The sequence below is a fragment of the Undibacterium sp. 14-3-2 genome, assembly GCF_016595265.1.
GTDB classification, from domain to species: Bacteria; Pseudomonadota; Gammaproteobacteria; order Burkholderiales; family Burkholderiaceae_D; genus Undibacterium; species Undibacterium aquatile.
In genome coordinates, this window is record NZ_JAENGS010000001.1 from 988,832 (window position 1) to 1,004,318 (window position 15,487).

Here is a 15,487-nt window from a genome sequence, read left to right on the forward strand (position 1 = left end):
TAGTTTGCTGAAACGATTGTCTCCAGCGGTTTTGCTTTCCACTCTGTCTTTCCGTTCTGCGCTGCTGGTGATGGCGCTGGCGGGTGTGGTGACCGTTGCGGGCTTTGCCCCATTCGGTTTCTGGCCGGGTCAATTGCTGAGCATGGCTTTATTCGCCTCTTTGCTGCTCCGGCCAGGACAGCAGGCGTTTTCTATCCACCAGTCTGCTGCTCTGGCGTGGGTATTCAGCTTCGTCAATCTGTTTACTGCAACCAGTTGGTTGTTAGTTGCCATGACGCGTTATGGCGGCATGCCCATCTTTCTTGCTGTTATAGCGCTTGCTTTACTCACATCTTATCTGGCGTTGTTTGCCGCTTTATGTGCGGCAACGCTCGCCTGGCTGCGGCAACGTTGGCAAGTCAATCCCACAATCTGTGCCGTATTGTTATTCCCTGCTTTATGGCTGCTGAATGAATGGCTGCGCGGTTATTTATTCACTGGCTTTCCGTGGGCAATTATCGGCTATGCGCATACTGCCAGTCCGCTCGCGGGCTATGCGCCTGTGCTTGGCGTTCTTGGGTTAGGCTGGCTCGTCGCCCTCTGCGCAGGCGGATTCGGTTTGATGATCTTTACAGACAGCAGGCGTGTACGCTTGTTGGTTCTTGTCGCTGTCATTGCGCTGTTTGGTGGCGGTCAGTATCTGACCACGATCACATGGACTCAGCCCCTGGGCCAGCCTTTAACTATCAATCTGATACAGGGCAATGTTGAGCAGGATAAAAAATTCGATCAGGATCACCTGAATGATTCTCTGCATTTGTACCATGATCTGATACTGCAATCGAAAGCCGATCTGGTCGTCACGCCGGAAACGGCATTGCCGATGTTGTCATCGCAATTGCCGCCGGATTATTTGCCTGCCATTAACGCGTTTGCACAAAAAAACCAGAGTGCAGTTGTGCTCGGTGTTGCCGTGCACGACGGTGGCAGTCGCTATGCAAACAGCGTTTTAGGTTTCTCTCCGTCTTATGAGCTGCAAGCCTATCGCTATGATAAGCATCATCTGGTGCCTTTCGGTGAATTTATTCCTTTCGGTTTTCGTTGGTTTGTCGATCTCATGCATATTCCTTTGGGTGACTTTACCAAGGGGAATGTGATTCAGGCGCCGATGCAGGTAAGGGATCAGTTTGTATTGCCGAATATCTGTTATGAAGATCTGTTTGGTGACGAAATCGCTGCACAACTGGCGTCACAAAACGGTTCTGGTAAAGCGGTTGCCAGCCTGTTGCTGAATGTCTCGAATATGGCATGGTACGGTGATTCCATTGCGATCCCTCAGCATTTACAGTTTTCCATGATGCGCGTTCTGGAAACGGGGCGTCCTATGCTGCGGGCGACAAATACTGGTGCGACTGCGGTAATTGACGTTGGTGCGCGACTGGTGACGCAACTGCCCTACCTGCAACAGGGGATATTGCGAGCGACAGTGCAGGGGCGGCAAGGCGTGACGCCGTATATACGTTGGGGCAATGAGCTCGTGATGTTGCTGGCACTATGCAGTCTGATACTTGCAGCTTATTTGACTCACAGGTCTGCACGTTCATATCAGCGCGAGTCCTGAAGCGTCGTCTGTAAGCTGTTGTTTTTAAAATAGAAAATGCCGCCCGTTTTAACAAATAGGCGGCATTTTTTTCAGGAACTCCATCCTGCTGATGCGTTACTGCGTCATTGTGATTTCGCAGCGAATCAGGCTTTCTTGCTGTTGATTTCTATATCGGCCAGGCATTCTTTACCGCGCTGACTCATTTCATGCAGTCCTGATTCGGGATTGATTTGTATGTGTCCCTTTTTTTCCAGAAATATAGCGACAGGCCCGGACAGCTTGGTCTCGGCGTCATTTGCAATTGCGCGCAGACCATCGATACATTGTTTGATGAATAAAACCTGACGACCGTTCTCAGTCAGTTCCAGGCTGCCGTCCTTACGGTACGCGACCAGTTTGATACCGGTCAGACGTTTCGTATTTCTGCCTATGCAGGCATTAGGTTTAACGTTTTTAGGCAGTTTGCTGATCTGTTCCAGAGCATCGTATTCATCAATACTTAATTTGTGATTCATTGTGGCTTTCTTTTTCGGGATGTCGCTGAACTGAAGCTGCCAGCGACGATATTTACTGCAATTGTTGCCAATATCCACAGATCAGCGGACATATGCCGCACCGGTCTGGCAGAGATATTTTCGAATGGGAATATATCATAGCACCGCCAACTTTCCCGGTTTTGCGCCGTGATCATGGAATTCAAATTTTTCGGTAGCAAGCGAGAAAGGGCTTGTGAAACGCCATTTGCTAAATGACGTCACTAAGTGAGGCAATAAATCGCCGAAAGTAGTTGAACTACATTTGCTGATTTGTTCTTTGTGGAAGAAACGCAACGAGGCTGCACCTTACCTACTCTCAGTTTTCGCATGGGTTTGATAGTTAAAGTAGTTTTTTGTAGTCTCCGTTTGACAAATAATCTAGTTTTAGTACAAAATTGTTTTCGGAACGTTGGGTTCTGAGTGCACTTTGAAACAAAGTATCACTCCTGAGGTGTAGGTCAAATATAAGAGTGAGGGGACATTAAATGAAGCACGCTATGCAGAAGCGCGAGCATGGGCAGGATTTTGCGCGCCCGGGTTTTAAGTTGAGTCCTGTTGCGGCAGGTTGTGCAGTGTTGGTCTTGAGTCTGACCGGTATTGCACATGCACAGCAGACTGCAGAAAACACTGTCGTCGTTACCGGTATCCGCAAAGGTATCGAAGATGCGATCAGTGTGAAAAAAAATTCCAATTCCATCGTCGAAGCGATTTCTGCTGAAGATATCGGCAAATTGCCCGATACCAGCATTGCTGAATCGATTGCCCGCTTGCCAGGTTTATCCGCGCAACGTGTGAATGGTCAGGCACAACAAATCAGTATTCGTGGCACCTCCGGCGATTTATCGACGGTCACACTGAATGGCCGTGAACAAGCCAGCACCAGTGCCAGCCGCGTGGTTGAATATGACCAGTATCCTTCCGAACTGATCAATGGTGTGACTGTCTATAAAACTGCAGACTCATCTCTGGTCGGACAAGGTCTGTCAGGCACGGTTGATTTGCAGACTGTTAAGCCGCTGGCATTTGGCGGACGCACTATTTCCCTCAATGCGCGTGGCGAGAAAAATTCTCTCGGCAGTGAAAGCCCGGGCGCACCAAGTACCGGCAATCGTTTCAGCGCGTCCTACATTGATCAGTTTGCGAACCGCACCATCGGTCTGGCTGTCGGCGTTGCGCACAGCGACAAACCGAACGTCAATAATTTTTTCGAAACCTGGAACTGGGTTGAAGGAAATAACGGCGTTCCTGCAGGCGTTAAAGCTCCACAAGGTGTGAAAGGTCTGGCAATCACAGGTAATTCCAAACGTGATGGCGTGATCGGCGTACTCGAGTGGCGGCCATCGAAAAATTTTATCTCGACGCTGGATACTTACTATTCAAAGTTGTCACAAAATGAAATTCGCCGTGGCGTGGAAGTGCCTTTGGAAAGCTGGTCCGGTGCGAATTTCTCGAATCTGAATATTGTCAACGGACTCGCCGTTGGCGGTACGATCAATGCCAGCCCTGTGATACGGAATAACTGGTTCACCAAAGAGAGTGATATCAAAGCATTTGGCTGGAATAATAAATTCACTGTTGATCAATGGACTGCCGTTGCCGATTTTAGCCATTCATCGGCAAACATTCATGAAAAACTCATAGAGATCAACTCTGGTCGCAGCGCAGGTAATATCTCCTACAATTATCTGAATGGACGTGACATTCCCACCTTTACTTTTGCCGATAGTCTTTCCGATCCTTCAGCGATCAGCATAGGCGGCAAATACGGCGACGGTTATGTGAATGCTCCATCGTTGAGTGACAAGCTCAATTCCATCCGCTTCAGTCTGAAGCGCGATTTCACCGATGGCATGATTTCCAGCGCGGAAGTTGGCGTGAATTATTCCAAACGTGAAAAGACGAAAGAGCACCTGGAAACCGGCTTCGATAAAATCGGCGCAGGGACGTTTTCTCCTGGCGTTTTGTATAGCCCTCAGGACCTCAGTTTCATTGGCTTACCAAGCACGCTGAGCTGGGATATTCCAGGCGTTCTGTCCTCTAATTTCGGCCCCTACAAAGCCGCAGTCCTGAATCCATGGGGGGCGACAAAAAACTGGTCTCTGACAGAAAAAGTTACAACCGGTTATGCGAAGCTGAATCTGGAAACCATGGTGTCCAATATTCCTGTGTCGGGTAACGTTGGTGCACAGGTCGTGCGTACGGATCAGTCATCGACATCGAATGCTTTGTTGTCTTGGCCTATCGCTGCTTTGGTGCCAATTACCGACGGAAAAACTTATACCGACGTTTTACCTAGTGTGAATCTGGCAGCTAATTTGCCTGGTGATCAGGTAATCCGTTTTGGTATTGGTAAATCGATTGCCCGGGCTAAGCTGGATGAGCTGAATGCAGCGCGTGAAGTCGGTTTGTCTAACGGCAAAACCGGAACACCAAGCGGTAACGGTGGTAATGCGCAGCTTGATCCATGGAAGGCAGATTACATTGATCTCTCTTACGAAAAATATTTCGGCAAGAAAGCCTACGTTTCTGCAGCGATATTCCATAAAAACCTGAAATCATATATCTACAAGCAAACGACACCGTATGATTTTTCGGCCATGAATATTGCAGGTGCGACGACCAACATCGGTACATTTACTCAACCGGTTAATGGTCAGGGCGGCAAACTCGAAGGTCTGGAACTGGCGGTATCACTGCCACTGGATTTGCTGACGTCGGCATTGGATGGCTTTGGACTGACAGCCAATCTGTCGTTGACCAATAGCGCTATTTCTATCAAAGACAGCCGCTTCGGCAGTCAGAGCATTCCTTTGCCAGGTCTTTCCAAGAGCGTTGCGAATATCACTGCTTACTATGAAAAGAACGGCTATTCCGCACGTATCAGTCAGCGTCGCCGCAGCGATTTTGTTGGCGAAATCGGTGGCCCTGGCGGACAGAACGAGTTGACATTTGTGAAGGCGGATAATGTCGTCGATCTGCAACTTGGTTATGATTTTTCCAGCGGATTTGCGAAAGGTGCATCGCTGCTGTTCCAGGTGAATAATCTGACCGATACCGCGTTCCAGACGTATTCCGGTTCTCCTGATCGTCCACGCGGCTACCAGAAGTATGGTCGCCAGATGTTTGTCGGTATCAATTACAAAATGTAATTGCCCCGGTAATTCAGCACTGTTGTGAATCTGACCCTTCTCTGACGCATGCCGGAGAAGGGTTTTTCAGCATGGTTGTTATCGTCGCCATCTGAAAAACATTCAAGCATAAAATGTGAAGACTTTGCGGTCGCAATGCCAGATTTGATCCGGCCTCACACATAATACGGGGACACCAAGATGCCTAGTTTGACCAATAAACCCCTGCTGTCTTTCTGGCAGTTGTGGAATATGAGTTTCGGATTTTTTGGAATTCAATTCGGGTTTGCATTACAGAACGCCAATACCAGCCGCATATTTTCAACCCTGGGTGCAAGCCCGGATGATCTTCCCTTATTCTGGCTGGCGGCGCCGGTCACCGGTCTGCTGGTGCAGCCCGTGATAGGCTATCTCAGCGATCACACCTGGCATCCGACATGGGGCCGTCGCCGGCCATTCTTTTTTATCGGCGCAATTCTGGCCTCGCTGGCCCTGTTTCTGATGCCGAATTCTTCTGCGTTATGGATGGCCGTCCTGGTGCTGTGGCTGATGGATGCGGCGATCAATGTGTCGATGGAGCCGTTCCGCGCCTTCGTTGGCGACAAGCTGAATCCGGAGCAGCAGACAGCAGGATTTGCGATGCAGACTTTTTTCATCGGTTGCGGTGCGGTCATTGCATCATTGCTGCCGACCCTGTTTTCAGACGTGTTTGGTTTCAGTAATGAGTCATTGAACGGTACGATTCCTGACACTGTCCGCTATTCATTCTATGCCGGTGGTGCTATCTATTTTCTGGCCGTGATGTGGACGGTATTTTTCAGCCACGAATTGCCACCGGCCGATCTGCAGGCGTTTCAGGCGGCTCGTCAGAAAAAGGTCGGAATGGCTCACGTAGTCAAAGAGATCATGGTCGGTTTTCGTCAGATGCCGCAGACCATGGTGCAACTGGCGATCGTACAGTTTTTTACGTGGATTGCTTTGTTTTCGATGTGGATTTACACCACGTCAGCGGTGGCCGATAAGGTATTCGGCACGACGGATTCTCATTCCGGTATTTTTCAGGATGCCGGAAACTGGGTTGGAACCATGTTTGCCGTCTACAACGGTGTGTCGGCGCTGGCAGCATTTTTGCTACCGGTTTTCGCTCGCCTGAGCAGCAAAAAAACGGTTCATCTGACCTGTCTTGTGCTCGGTGGCCTGGGCTTGATGAGCATGTTCCTGATCACCCAAAAAGAATGGCTGCTGCTGCCTATGATCGGTGTCGGTGTCGCATGGGCCAGTATTCTGACTATGCCGTATTCGATACTCGCGTCTGCACTGCCGGCTGAAAAGATGGGCTACTACATGGGCGTGTTTAACTTCTTTATCGTGATCCCACAAATTGTCAGCGGCTTGTTGTTAGGCTTTGTGACGAAGACTTTCTTTCACGGACACACCATGCAAACGCTGGTGCTCGGTGGTGCCTGCATGATACTGGCGGGCTTGCTGACTCTGATCGTGAAAGATGAGTCGCATAGATAAACCACGATGCCGTTTGGTTTAAAAAATCATCTTTATTTTTGTCTGAGTTTTGATTCTATTACGCTGATTTGAATTCAGGTTGCGGTGTCTCCAATCTCCTCTGGCGCAACCTGATACTTTTCTTTCGTCTGCGCCCCAATTCCGCATTGACCGGTAAGAGCTCCGCCATGAAAAAAAACCTCCTGTTCTGTATTTCATTTTTGTTCCTTTGTTTTAGCAGTTTATGTGTATCGCCTTCAGCCCGCGCAGAGAGTACGGGCAATGAAGTTCGTCTGAAAGCCGAAAGCCAAGGCAGCGATAGCAGCGAAAAAAATAAAATTGCATTGTCTGAGAAACCCTTCTTTACCTGGGACAATGCGACCATCTATTTTTTGCTGACCGACCGTTTTTACAATGCAAATCCTGCGAATGATCTTGCTTACAGCAGGAAAAAAGATGCTGCACCATTGCGTGGTTATATGGGCGGTGATCTGGCGGGAATTACTGCGAAAATAAAAGAAGGCTATTTCAATCAGCTGGGTGTGGATGCGATCTGGCTGACACCGCCAGTCGAACAGATACATGGTGCAACCGATGAAGGCAGCGGCAAATCATACGGTTTTCATGGTTATTGGGCGCGCGATTTCACCAGCGTTGATGCCAATCTTGGCACGGAAGCCGATATGCACGAACTGGTCGATACCGCGCACGCACATGGCATACGTGTCTTGCTGGATATCGTCATGAATCACGTCGGCCCACTGGCTGAGCAAGATACTGCCTGGCCAGACAGCTGGGTGCGCCATGCGCCTGTCTGTACCTACAAGGATGTGGCCAGTACCGTCAGTTGCACGTTGGTGCAAGGTTTGCCGGATATCCGTACCGATAGTAACGAGGCGACGCCGTTACCACCATTTCTGATCGATAAATGGAAAGCCGAAGGCCGTTATGCCAAAGAAATAAGCGAGCTTGATCAATTTTTTCAACGTACCGGCTATCCGCGTGCGCCAAAGTATTACATGATGAAATGGCATACCGACTGGATACGGAAATACGGTGTTGACGGCTTTCGCGCCGATACCGTCAAGCATGTTGAGCCAGGTGTCTGGAAAGAACTGAAACAACTCGCCAGCAGTGCTTATGAAGAGTGGAAAGCCGCGAATCCGCAGAAGAAGATCGGAGACACGCCTTTTTTTATGACAGCAGAAGTGTATGGATATTCGATCACTGAAGGCCAGAAGTTCACGATGGATGGTGGCAGCCAGATTAATTTTTACCAAAACGGTTTTGATAACCTGATTAATTTTGGCTTCAAGTCTGATGCGAAGAAAGATCGTGAGCAGCTCTTCAGCACGTATTCAGCACGACTGCACGGTGATTTGCAAGGTTATTCGGTTCTCAATTACATCAGCTCTCATGACGACAGCGCACCTTTTGATCTGCAACGACACCAGCCTTTTGAGGCTGCGACGCGACTCTTGCTGAGCCCGGGCGCAGCGCAGATTTATTATGGCGATGAAACCGCACGTGATATTGATGTGAAAGAAGCGCAGGGCGATGCCAGACTGCGTTCCTTCATGAACTGGGACGCGCTGAAAGCCAATGCTATGCAACAGGATTACCGGATTGCCGATGTACTCGCACACTGGCAAAAGCTCGCGTCATTCAGAAGGCTGCATCCTGCCATTGGCGCGGGAATACATCAGAAAATCAATGATCGTCCTTATACATTCAAGCGCACATACGACGACCACGGGCGGCGCGACAAGGTAGTCGTGGCACTGGATTTACCCACACATCAGGATAATCCGATTTCAGTTGCCGGCGTATTTTCTGATGGTCAGCGATTACGTGACCATTATTCAGGAAAGACTGCAATCGTCATTAACGGCTGCGTGACTTTTGCGAGCCAGTTTCCGATTGCTCTGATTGCACAGGATGCACCATGAAACAGAAAACCCATTTCAAACGCATCTCATGCCTGGCAACGCTGGCGCTGTTGATGCAGTTCTGTGTGACTGATCTTGCCGCGCAAAATCTCAGCCGCAGCATACAGCGTGTTTCTATTCAGCCTGCCTATCTCGAAGTTGAGACGAATGATGGCCGCTATCTATTCAAGCCGTACACAAAAAATATTATCGAGACGAGTTTTATCCCGGCGGGTGAACAATTTCAGCAAGCCTCACATGCGGTGGTGTTGGAGCCGGAAAAAATCAAGGCACAGCTTCGCAGCGATACGCAGCATCTCAGCTACATTGCCGGCAACATGGCAGTTAATATCAATCGTGCGCCATTCCAGATCAGTTATACCTACAAAAATAAAGCCCTGATTGCAGAACATCAGGGTTATCAGCAATTGACACAGGGGCGAAGCCTGGACTTCCGCCTAGATCAGGATGAGGCTTTATATGGCGCAGGTGCCCGCGCCCTTGGCATGAACCGGCGTGGCTATCGCCTGCCCTTATATAACAAGGCGCATTACGGTTACGAAGAACATTCCGAGCAAATGAATTTTGCTATGCCCCTGGTTTTTTCTTCCAAAATGTACGGCATACATTTTGATAATCCGACGACAGGATTTCTTGATCTCGACAGTAAAAAGAAAAATCTGCTTGCCTATGAAAGCCTGAGCGGACGCCAGACTTATCAGGTGATTGCGGGCGATAGCTGGGAGGACATCGTTTCTGCGTACACGAAACTGACAGGCAGGCAGCCATTACCACCACGTTGGGCCTTTGGTAATTTCGCCAGCCGCTTTGGTTATCATTCCGAATCCGAGGCACGTTCAGTACTGGCGAAATATAAGGAAGAGCAGATTCCTGTTGATGCGATTATTTTTGACCTGTACTGGTTCGGAAAAGAGATTAAAGGAACCATGGGTAATCTCGCTTTTGATCGCGATAATTTCCCGCAACCCAAAAAAATGATTGTCGACTTTGCGCAACAAGGCATCAAAACCATACTGATTACCGAACCGTTTATTCTGACCAGTTCGGCCAGATGGAAAGAAGCCGTTACAGAAAATATTCTGGCGAAAGATCAGCAAGGTCAGCCTTATACCTATGACTTTTATTTCGGTCACACTGGCCTGATTGATCTGTTCGATAAGCATGCGCAACAATGGTTCTGGAATATCTACAAGAATCTGAAAGCCGAAGGTGTTGCCGGATGGTGGGGCGATCTGGGCGAGCCGGAAGTGCATCCTGCTGGTCTGCAGCATAAAACCGGATCGGCAGATCAGGTCCATAATATTTACGGGCATCAATGGGCGAAACTCATTGCGGAAGGCTACCGCAAAGAATATCCGCAAGAACGGCCTTTCATTCTGATGCGCGCGGGTTATTCCGGCTCGCAGCGTTTCGGCATGATTCCGTGGTCGGGCGACGTGAACCGGACTTGGGGTGGTTTGCGTTCGCAACCCGAAATTGCGCTGCAAATGGGAATGCAGGGAATGGCGTATATGCATTCTGATCTTGGCGGTTTTGCCGGTGCCAATCTGGACGACGAGTTATATACACGCTGGTTGCAATATGGTGTATTTCAACCGGTATTCCGCCCGCATTCACAGGAGGAAGTTGCCTCAGAACCGGTGTTTCGTGAGCCTGCGACGCGGGCGCTTGCTAAGGCGGCGATAGAGTTGCGCTACCGCCTGTTGCCGTATAACTATACGTTGGCGTTTGAGAATAACCAGCATGGCTGGCCACTGATGCGCCCGCTGTTTTTTGCCGAACCAATGAATCCGCTATTGACCTCTGCATCCGACAGTTATCTGTGGGGACGTGATTTATTGGTACATCCTGTATTGAGTGCAGGCCAGAAAAAAACCGATATTTACTTTCCCGCCAGCAGTAACTGGTTTGATTTTTATACGGGGCAGGCTTATGCCGCAGGTAGTCGCCACAGCATTGATATCGTCAACGAACATATCCCGGTTTTTGTTCGTGGCGGTGCGTTCATTCCCATGGCAAAGCCGATGCAGAATACCCAGCAATATTCAGCTAAGACGTTTGATTTACACTACTACTATGACCCCGCAGTTGTCTCTTCTCAGTCGCAGTTATACGATGATGACGGTATGACGGCCAAGGCATTTGAACACGGCGCATATACACTGATGAAGTTTCGCAGCGCATACCAGCAACGACAACTGGTGCTGACACTGGATGCCGTGAATGGTGCAAAACGTGTTGCCAGCGACAGGCGTGTACAGATGGTCATTCACAATATCGCCGCTGCACCGGAAAAAATTCTGCTGCAACATCAGTCGGTCGCGTTTGCCTGGGATGCGTCCAGCCGGCAAGTGACGCTGGATGTACTCTGGAAGGCGGGCAGCACGGCGAAATTAGTTGTTCAAATGTCGGAATGAGCGCGACAGAATATGCGGAAACCGGCAGCGGCTGTGGTAAATTGCTTAACCTTTGTCAGCGCGGACAGCGAGACAAATGTCAGATCATGGTGTGATGAAATTCCGGAAATTAATTAAATAAAAAAACATGGCAGAACACACGTTGGCAGGACCTGCATACGCAGAACACGCAGAACATCATAGCGCCGGGTTTTCCGGTGGCCCACGTTTACTGGCAGACATCGGCGCGACCCATGCCCGTTTTACGCTGGAAACGGCACCCGGAAATTTTTCTGCAGTACGTGTATTGAAATGTGATGATTACACCGGCATCGTGCCGTTGATCCGTGCTTACCTGCATGATCATCAGGGGAGCCGTATTCAACATGCAGCGTTTGCGATTGCCAATCCGGTTGATGGCGACGATGTCCGCATGACGAATCGTGACTGGGCTTTTTCTATCGAAGCAGTCAGGCGTGAATTTGGCCTGTACACCTTGCTGATTGTGAACGATTTTACGGCGCTGGCGATGTCCTTGCCCGGCTTGCAGGCAAGCGATGTGATGCAGATCGGCGGTGGCACTGCCGTCGCAAAATCAGTGATAGGCGTGCTCGGCCCGGGTACCGGTCTGGGTGTCTCCGGGCTGATACCTACCTCGGATGGTTTCGTCACTTTGGGTTCCGAAGGTGGCCATGTCAATTTTGCGCCATGTGATGAACGTGAATATGCGATCTTGCAGTTCGCATGGAAAGAATGGCCGCACGTCTCGACTGAGCGTCTGATTTCCGGCCCCGGCTTAGAGCTGATCTATCGTGCTCTGGCAGCGCGGCATCAGCAGCAGGTGCGCGCCTTATCGGCGCAGGAAATTATGCATGCCGCCTTGCATGAAGCCGAGCCGCTCAGTCTGGAAACCCTGGAATGTTTTTGCGCGATGCTGGGAAGTTTCGCTGCGAATCTGGCGGTAACGCTGGGTGCTTTTGGCGGCATTTATATTGGCGGTGGCATCGTGCCACTGATGGGCGAAAAGTTTGCAGCGTCGCTGTTCCGCAGCCGTTTCGAGGCGAAAGGGCGCTTCAGCAGCTATCTGGCGCAAATTCCAACGTATGTGATTACGACACCGAATCCGGCGTTTTACGGTGTGTCGGCTATCTTGTCTGAGCATTTGCGCGGGCGCAGCGGCGACAGTTCTTTGCTGGATCGCATACAACAGATACAGCTGGAACTGAGCCCGGCAGAGCGTCGCGTTGCGGCGCTGATACTGGAGAATCCGCGTACCGTATTGAATGAAGCGATTGCAGAAATATCGCGTCTGGCCGATGTCAGCCAGCCAACGGTGATTCGTTTTTGCCGCTCGCTGGGTTTTACCGGACTCGCCGATTTCAAGCTGAAATTTGCCAGCAGTCTGACGGGAACGATTCCCGTACGTCACAGCCAGGTCAGGCGCAATGACAGCACCCACGATCTGAGTGCTAAAGTGATCGATAACACCGTGTCGGCGATTTTGAATTTCCGCGATCAGTTGGAAGTGCACGCGATAGATCAGGCGATTGCTTTATTGCGCAAGGCAAACAAGGTCGAATTTTATGCGATGGGTAATTCCCGCGCGGTCGCGCTGGATGGGCAGCACAAATTTTTCCGTTTCCGCATTCCGACCGCCAATTACGGCGATGCGCATTTGTTCACGATGGCAGCCGAATTACTCAATCCCGGTGATGTCGTGATTGTGGTGTCCAATTCCGGTAAGTTGCCGGAACTGCTGAATGCAGTGGACGTTGCATTGAATGCAGGTGCCGATGTGATTGCGATTGCCCCACATCAGTCGCCATTAGCGAAAAAAGCCAGCGTCTGTCTGGCGGTGAATCACACCGAAGATAACGCTACATTTTTATCGATGATTTCGCGCATATTGCAGTTGCTGCTGATCGATATTCTGGCCGTCGGTTTATCAGTCGATGCACCGCACAGCGCAGACTCCCGCGAGAAAGAAGCGACACGTCTGAGCCATCTGCTGATTTCACATCTGGATAGCTGATCTGAGGCGAGCTGCCGCGTTTCTTTCAAACAGCGAGGCAGCCAGGCTCAGCCGGTTCTGGTGTGATGCAGTGTAAGAATTTATTGCACTGCTGCTCAGCAGCGGCGTAAAAAAGTACAATGCTGGTTTAGCGTGACCTGCAATCGCGCTTCATCTGCCTTCTGATCGTACTTTATGTCGCTGCTTCAATCTCTCAAAACCCTCAAAAATAAGTTCAGCTCTGGCTCGCCTGCGGTGGCCTCTGTCACGTCGCCAGTGCAGACACCGCAGATGCAGAGCGACCCGCTGTTGACGGAAGTGCTGGCTGCTGCACTCAGCGATGCCGGATTCGCATTTGAACGTTTAGCATCGTGCATACAACTGCCGGAAGGGCTGGTACTGGCCGTGCAGCCGGTGACAACGAATGTGATTGGTGAAGGGCGGGTTCGTAGCTGCACCCGCATACACGCCTGGCATCCACAGTATTTTCCGCAAGGGATATCAGAATATCAGCATGCGCTTGGCGCGGATGAGGCGGCTGCCATCGCTGAAGGCTTTGCGCAATGGATCAAAATGGATCTGGTCGTTTTGCTGGATGCAACGCGTGATGTACCGCGTGATTGCACCGTGATAGAAATGAATGTGGCCAATGAAGCGAAAATTGCTGAAGCGGCTGAACCGGTCGGACTGACGCGGTTCCGACAGGTGATTTTAGGGCCGGTCGCGCATCTGGCGACCAATCCGCCACCAAAGCAAAAAGAAGCGCATCCATTTTGCCCTTGCTGTTTGTTTACCGAGAGCATGGAGGCATTTCACGCTGTCTTGCAGACGGATCAGTTTCTTGGAGTGCGTTTGTTTGCATCACGTGATCAGCGCGGTGCGCAGGCAGCGGATTGCCGCGTCAACGGTGAGGATTTTGCGGCGGCATTGCCAGCGCTGACGGCTTATGTAGAAAAATGGCCGCAACGCGGATTGGAATTTCGCAAGCAATATGTGGTGATCCGCACCGTGAGCCGGATAGTGGATGCCAGCGCTGTTCCTTTAAGTAGCACGGATGTGAGTAACTGAGTTCGCGCAAGAATAACGGCACTGATTGCGAAGGAAGATGAGAATGAACGTATTGCTTAAACTGTTAGCCTTGCTGATTGCTCTGGTGATGACGGCGGTGCTGGTGCTGGCGCCATCGGTGTTTGTCAGTTATGTGCTGCCATTGGTGGATGTCTGGTTCTTTGCGCAATCAGAAGAGCATCAACGGCTGATCCTGCTGGGGGTAAAATGGGTTGCGCCAGCGATTGCTTTACTGTGTCTGTTATTTTTATTGATTGCACTGGCGCTCAAAACGATACGGCAGAAAAACCGCAATCAGCCGGAGTCTGCCGGGTTCACTCCGCTTGCTGCTGATGCTGCTCATGCTGGTATTGCGGATGTTGTTGCGGATGACATTGCGACCGAAGTTGTAACCGAAGCTGTCACTAATACGACGGCTGATGCTATAACGCATACTGCGGCTGAAAAAGAGTCGCAGTAAGATGCACAACGGCAGCTGTTTTATCCTGAATTTCATATACTCCCCCCTGTTTTTATGAAATTACCCCTGATGTCCTTATGAAATAAAGACGTTTTAAGATACTGGGGGGAGTATATTTATTGCTCAGCGGGTGCCTTACGGACAGACTGGACAGAAAGCAAAAAAGGCAGGGAATCCCTGCCTTTTTTTATGTACCGCGTTGTGACGGTATTTTGCGACTACGTTTGCGGCTGAATTACTTCAAGAACTGCTCATTGCCGACCATACCGATCTTGGTCACCCCAAGACGCTGGGCCGAGGCCATCACCGCCGCCACCGATTTGTACGGCACCACCGCATTCGGACGCAGATGCACTTCCGGTTGATTCGGCTGTGCCGCCACTTCACCCAGTTTCGCTTCGAGTTCGTTACGGCTGGCCACGGCCACTCCGTTCCACAATACCGTGCCATCAAAGTCAACGTCGATGTTGATCACGACCGGTGGTTCTGTCGGCTTACTCGGGGTGTTCGTCGGCATGTTCAGATTCACGGAGTGATTCTGAATCGGGATCGTGATGATGAGCATGATGATCAGCACCAACATGACGTCGATCAACGGCGTCATGTTCATTTCTATCATCACTTCAGGATCGGCGGAGGAGCTGCCTGAGCCTATTTGCATTCCCATATCTGGTCCTTTTCCTTAATTCCGTGGTGGTGGTTCGATCACGAACCCGACCTTGGTGATCCCGGCACGCTGGGCGGTCAGGATGGTTTTGCCAACGAATTCGTAACGCACATTCTGGTCGCCACGAATATGGACTTCCGGTTGCGGTACTTTGACGGCTTCGACTTTGAGTTTGTCAAACAAACCTTCG

11 protein-coding genes are annotated in these 15,487 nt (G+C 50.4%); 8 read left to right on the forward strand and 3 right to left on the reverse strand.

What is annotated here, in order from left to right:
- Positions 1 to 4: 4 nt before the first annotated feature.
- Positions 5 to 1,600, forward strand: a complete 1,596-nt coding sequence (lnt, locus tag Undi14_RS04470; RefSeq protein WP_234030394.1) for an apolipoprotein N-acyltransferase — start codon at positions 5 to 7, stop codon at positions 1,598 to 1,600.
- A 125-nt stretch (positions 1,601 to 1,725) separates the two neighbouring features.
- Here the strand turns inward: lnt and Undi14_RS04475 are convergent, their stop codons facing one another.
- Entirely contained in the window at positions 1,726 to 2,097 is a 372-nt protein-coding gene (locus Undi14_RS04475) for a hypothetical protein (protein WP_200178105.1), read from the reverse strand.
- 506 nt (positions 2,098 to 2,603) lie between these two features.
- Between Undi14_RS04475 and Undi14_RS04480 the strand changes: the two genes are divergently transcribed.
- From Undi14_RS04480 to Undi14_RS04510, 7 genes are all read left to right on the forward strand, one after another.
- The gene (locus tag Undi14_RS04480; RefSeq protein ID WP_234030395.1) at positions 2,604 to 5,267 is read left to right on the forward strand and encodes a TonB-dependent receptor; all 2,664 of its coding nucleotides are present in this window, start codon (positions 2,604 to 2,606) and stop codon (positions 5,265 to 5,267) included.
- 180 nt (positions 5,268 to 5,447) lie between these two features.
- Positions 5,448 to 6,767: an MFS transporter gene (locus Undi14_RS04485; RefSeq protein ID WP_200178109.1), complete on the forward strand. Its 1,320-nt coding sequence runs from the start codon at positions 5,448 to 5,450 to the stop codon at positions 6,765 to 6,767.
- 167 nt (positions 6,768 to 6,934) lie between these two features.
- Positions 6,935 to 8,695 carry an alpha-amylase family glycosyl hydrolase gene (locus Undi14_RS04490; protein ID WP_200178110.1) on the forward strand — a complete coding sequence of 587 codons (1,761 nt, stop codon included), beginning with the start codon at positions 6,935 to 6,937 and terminating at the stop codon, positions 8,693 to 8,695.
- Positions 8,692 to 11,112: a TIM-barrel domain-containing protein gene (locus tag Undi14_RS04495; RefSeq protein WP_200178111.1), complete on the forward strand. Its 2,421-nt coding sequence runs from the start codon at positions 8,692 to 8,694 to the stop codon at positions 11,110 to 11,112. The genes Undi14_RS04490 and Undi14_RS04495 overlap by 4 nt, the downstream gene beginning before the upstream one ends.
- 127 nt (positions 11,113 to 11,239) lie before the next feature.
- Positions 11,240 to 13,123 carry a glucokinase gene (locus tag Undi14_RS04500; RefSeq protein ID WP_200178113.1) on the forward strand — a complete coding sequence of 628 codons (1,884 nt, stop codon included), beginning with the start codon at positions 11,240 to 11,242 and terminating at the stop codon, positions 13,121 to 13,123.
- Between the two features lie 174 nt (positions 13,124 to 13,297).
- Positions 13,298 to 14,170, forward strand: a complete 873-nt coding sequence (locus Undi14_RS04505; protein ID WP_200178114.1) for a DUF6348 family protein — start codon at positions 13,298 to 13,300, stop codon at positions 14,168 to 14,170.
- 43 nt (positions 14,171 to 14,213) lie between these two features.
- Entirely contained in the window at positions 14,214 to 14,630 is a 417-nt protein-coding gene (locus Undi14_RS04510) for a hypothetical protein (protein ID WP_200178115.1), read from the forward strand.
- A 235-nt stretch (positions 14,631 to 14,865) separates the two neighbouring features.
- Here Undi14_RS04510 and Undi14_RS04515 read toward each other — a convergent pair whose 3' ends face one another.
- Both Undi14_RS04515 and Undi14_RS04520 read right to left on the reverse strand, forming a co-directional pair.
- Positions 14,866 to 15,297 (reverse strand): biopolymer transporter ExbD, encoded by a 432-nt coding sequence (locus Undi14_RS04515; RefSeq protein WP_186898662.1) that lies wholly within the window; start codon positions 15,295 to 15,297, stop codon positions 14,866 to 14,868.
- 15 nt (positions 15,298 to 15,312) lie between these two features.
- Positions 15,313 to 15,487, reverse strand: a 175-nt coding sequence (locus tag Undi14_RS04520) for a biopolymer transporter ExbD (RefSeq protein ID WP_200178121.1), incomplete at its 5' end; no start/stop codon positions are given.